This is a genomic window from Mesorhizobium sp. M7A.F.Ca.US.014.04.1.1 (genome assembly GCF_003998745.1).
Lineage (GTDB): Bacteria > Pseudomonadota > Alphaproteobacteria > Rhizobiales > Rhizobiaceae > Mesorhizobium > Mesorhizobium ciceri.
Window position 1 is genome coordinate 1 of the sequence record NZ_RZRW01000553.1, and the last position, 3,748, is coordinate 3,748.

The window sequence follows — 3,748 nt, forward strand, 5'->3', positions numbered from 1 at the left end:
AGTACGGGCCGGGCGGGACATCGCCGGCGCATACCCATCCCAGTTCCGCGTTCATCTATGCCACGGTGCTGGAGGGGGCGATCCGAAGCCAGGTTAACGGTGGGCCCGTGAAGACGTACCGTGCAGGCGAAAGCTTCTCGGAATTTCCGGGCGACCATCACGCCGTCAGTGAAAACGCCAGCAAGACGGAACGCGCTCGCCTGCTTGCGGTCTTCGTCGTCGATACCAACGAGACCAACCTGACGACCTACGCGAAATGAACTGGTAACGCCCCTGCCAAGGTAAGGGCGTCAAACCGACACACAATCGGCGAAGGAAAGGCACTGACATGGATGCGATCGCCAGGCGCACGCTTGCAGGGGTTTCGGTCCCCGATACGCCGCTTGTCGGCCGGGCGATCGAACATGCCCGCCAGCTATGTGAACCGTATTTGTTCAACCACGTGGTTCGATCATGGCTTTTCGCCGTCCGCATCGCACAGGTCCAGAACATCGAGCACGACGGTGAAGTTGTTGCCGTCGGAACCCTGTTGCACGACGTCACGCTCAACGAGACCTTCGCCGGGCCGCGCCGTTTCGAGGTGGAAGGCGCCGATCTGGCCCGCGCCTTCGTCCGGCAAGGCGGCTTCGACGAGCGTCGTGCTCAGTTGACATGGGACAGCGTCGCTCTCAATTCGACGCCGTCGATTGGCCTCTACAAGGAAGCCGAGGTGGCGCTGTGCACAGCCGGCATCTGCCTTGATGTCGTCGGCCTGCAATACAGTCTCATCTCTTCCGCCGAGATAGCCAGGATCGTCGGCGAATTTCCGCGTCTTCAAATGAAGCGGCGGATGACGCGATGCTTTTGCCACATCGCCAAGGTGAACCCGGAAACGACCTACGACAACTTTGCCCGGGATTTCGGTGAGCGCTTTGTGGCCGGCTACAAGGCGCCGTCTTCCGTCGATTTTGTGATGAACACTTCCTTCGAAGAGTAGGCGAAACCTCGAATCTGATCTCTCCGGCCGCGGCCGCGAGACGCCTCAGGAGGGCACCATGCGAATTGACAGTCTACATCCAGAAACATCGGCGCGCCTTGCGGCGGTCGACCTCGACACGTCGCTGCGGGCAGCTGCGCTATGGCTGTCCAAGCCGGCCATAGGCCGGGTTGTTGTATGCCATGGCAATGGCGAAGCGGCAGGCGTGCTGAGCAAGTCCGACCTTGTTCGTCACCTGGCGAATTCGGGACCGGCGGAAGCGCCGGTATCCACGCTGATGAGCCGGTCTTTCGTATCCTGTGGGCCCAATGACGACCTGCATTCGGTCTGGCAGACCATGACAACACAGCGGCTCCAGAACCTACCGGTGCTCGGCGCCGGCGCTAAGCCGATAGGCGTCCTTGATATCCGCGACGCGATGAAGGCGCTCTTCCAACAGGAAGAACTCCAGGAGCGGCTGCTCGCCAACTATATCGGGGGCATTGGCTACCAATAGAGGAGAATCTCGCGACGGTGCGATGAGCACGAAAGAGGGAGATCCGTCTCGCGAGATGTTGGTCCCGCACTGGCGACGGTCCGCAGATCGCGGGACATATACTGCAGTATGGTTCGGCTTCTTATTCGATCTAATCGACCACTCCCGTCCTCTATTGTACTATATTCAAGCAACTGAATTCTGCCTTAGCAAACATGAGGGTTATAATGTCTCGTCCGGAAGTGAAAGTGGATGTCTTCGACATCGCGCCCGAGATTCCCCGAGATGGCCTGCCCATCCAGATGGCGACCGCCGGCATCGTTCATGACCTTGGCAATCTCATCCAGGTCGCGTCGTCGGCGTTGAATCACCTGGCCCGTGACCCGAGCGTCTCAGCGGCTCCAACGCTTGGGCTTGCAATTTCGGGCGCCAGAACGGCGTTGGAACGAGCTGGCGCGCTTGTCCGCCAGAGTATCAGTTCCGCCCGAGAGAGCCGCAGAGAAAGCGAATATGCCAATGTCGGCGCCTGCCTGGCTGAAATCGAGACCCTCATTCGAAGCGCGTGGGACCCCAAGATTCGTCTCGAGGTTCGAGTGAGGCCGGACTTGCCGTCAGTGAGGTGCAACCGCCTGGGTTTGCAGAACGCGATTCTGAACCTGGTATTCAACGCGCGCGATGCATCCCCCAATGGGGGCCTGATCTCGATAGATACCGCAGTGGTCTTTGATGGCACCTCAGCCGCTCAGGTGGATATCACCACCGCCGACAACGGTGTGGGGATGACCGCCGAGACGATTGCCTTCGCATTCGATCCCTTCTTCACCACAAAAACGGAGGGCCTCGGCGGCGTCGGCCTGCCGATGGTGAAGCGCTTTGCCGAAGAGTCAGGCGGAAGCATCGACATTCAGAGCGCGCCCGGGACAGGCACCACCGTCAGGCTACGTTTGCCCGCGATGTGATAGCGATCGGGCAAACTACGTCCAGCCTCACGCAACGCACATCGAGAGATAGAGATGGATGCAAAGGTCACAGAGAACATTCGGCAGCATCGGTTCGAGCTCCCGATCACCGGTCATGCCTTCGCAGTGGCCTACTATACGCTCCAAGACGGCAAGGTTGCGCTGATACATACCGAAGTGCCTTCGGAATTTTCCGGACAGGGGATCGCGTCGCGGTTGGCGCAAGGCACCTTCGAATTGCTCCGCAAAACCGGCCGCAAAGCTGTCTTGAAGTGTCCCTTCATGAGCGGCTTCGTCGCCAGGCATCCGGAATACACCGATGTCGTTGCAGGGTGATCAGGCACGAATACAGCTGTTTGCAAAAAAGGTCTGAGTCGAGATGTACGACCAATATAATTTGCAGAGGTTCGTCACCGCTCAGGATCCGGTGTACGGCGACGCGCTGGCTATGCTGCGTCGAGGCATGATGTGTACTCCATACATGGAGTTGGTCTTCCCGACGTTGGTTACCGGGCGAAGCGACACTGGAGCCGATCCGTACGCGATCACATCACTCGACGAGGCAGGCGCTTACCTCCAATCGCCGATACTGGGCGGTCGTTATCGGGAATGCGTCGGCACACTGCAACGACTTTCCGATCTAAGTGCTCGCGCGGTCTTCGGTGATGAGGATACAATGAAATTGCACGCGTCCCTCACGCTGTTTTCCGAAGCAAGTAACGACGAGTTCCTGCTCGAGACCATCTTCGACGTCTGGTTCGATGGTCAAATCGACGAGGGCACGATGCGCAAACTCTACTCGGTGTCATGACGCCGCCCGGCGACCCGCGGATGTGGCCGCCGCCGAAACCGTCACCACTTTGTTTCTTCCTGCGGCAGAGGCATCAACCCGTTTTCCCCTGGTACGCCCGGGAAGCGGCCTTCACGCCAGTCCGCCTTTGCCTGCTCAATCCGTTCGACTGAGGAGGAGACGAAGTTCCAATGGACATAGCGTGGTTCGGAAAGAGGTTCGCCGCCGATCAGCATCAGCCGCGCGGCATGGAAGGCAGGCGCCCCGAGCACGATCTCAGCGCCAGGCGCCAGCATGATCAATTCGCCTTCACCGAACGTGCCAAGTTGGCCCATGACTTCAATCTCGCCGGCGACAACATAGATCGCACGCTCGCGATATCCGGGTTTCACCTGATATCGCGCACTGCCCGTGAGCACGATTTCGGCGCAGACCAGGTCGGAGTACGTCCTTGCCGGAGAGACCAACCCGTCGGACGTCCCTGCGATCAAAGTGAACTCGACCCCGTCGGCACAGATCCGTGGGATTTCGGGAGCGCCATAATGTGC

The 3,748-nt window shown here is 59.4% G+C and carries 7 protein-coding genes; 6 read left to right on the plus strand and 1 reads right to left on the minus strand.

From position 1 onward, the window contains the following. The 6 genes from EOA22_RS27270 to EOA22_RS27295 form a co-directional block, all read left to right on the plus strand. On the plus strand, window positions 1–260 hold a 260-nt coding region (locus EOA22_RS27270), incomplete at its 5' end, for a cupin domain-containing protein (RefSeq protein WP_164755876.1). Window positions 261–328: 68 nt separating this feature from the next. Beyond that, window positions 329–976, plus strand: coding sequence for a hypothetical protein (locus EOA22_RS27275; protein ID WP_013896610.1), 648 nt, complete (start codon window positions 329–331; stop codon window positions 974–976). Between the two features lie 58 nt (window positions 977–1,034). After that, on the plus strand, window positions 1,035–1,472 hold the full coding sequence (locus EOA22_RS27280; protein ID WP_063170645.1) for a CBS domain-containing protein: 438 nt from the start codon (window positions 1,035–1,037) through the stop codon (window positions 1,470–1,472). A gap of 227 nt (window positions 1,473–1,699) precedes the next feature. Further along, entirely contained in the window at window positions 1,700–2,410 is a 711-nt protein-coding gene (locus EOA22_RS27285) for an ATP-binding protein (RefSeq protein WP_245478699.1), read from the plus strand. A 54-nt stretch (window positions 2,411–2,464) separates the two neighbouring features. After that, window positions 2,465–2,746: a GNAT family N-acetyltransferase gene (locus tag EOA22_RS27290; RefSeq protein WP_013896607.1), complete on the plus strand. Its 282-nt coding sequence runs from the start codon at window positions 2,465–2,467 to the stop codon at window positions 2,744–2,746. Between the two features lie 43 nt (window positions 2,747–2,789). Then, a complete protein-coding gene (locus EOA22_RS27295) occupies window positions 2,790–3,221 on the plus strand; it encodes a DUF1810 family protein (RefSeq protein ID WP_063170644.1) in 432 nt (143 codons plus the stop codon). 41 nt (window positions 3,222–3,262) lie between these two features. Here the strand turns inward: EOA22_RS27295 and EOA22_RS27300 are convergent. Beyond that, window positions 3,263–3,748, minus strand: a 486-nt coding sequence (locus EOA22_RS27300; RefSeq protein ID WP_164755878.1) for a pirin-like C-terminal cupin domain-containing protein, incomplete at its 5' end; no start/stop codon positions are given.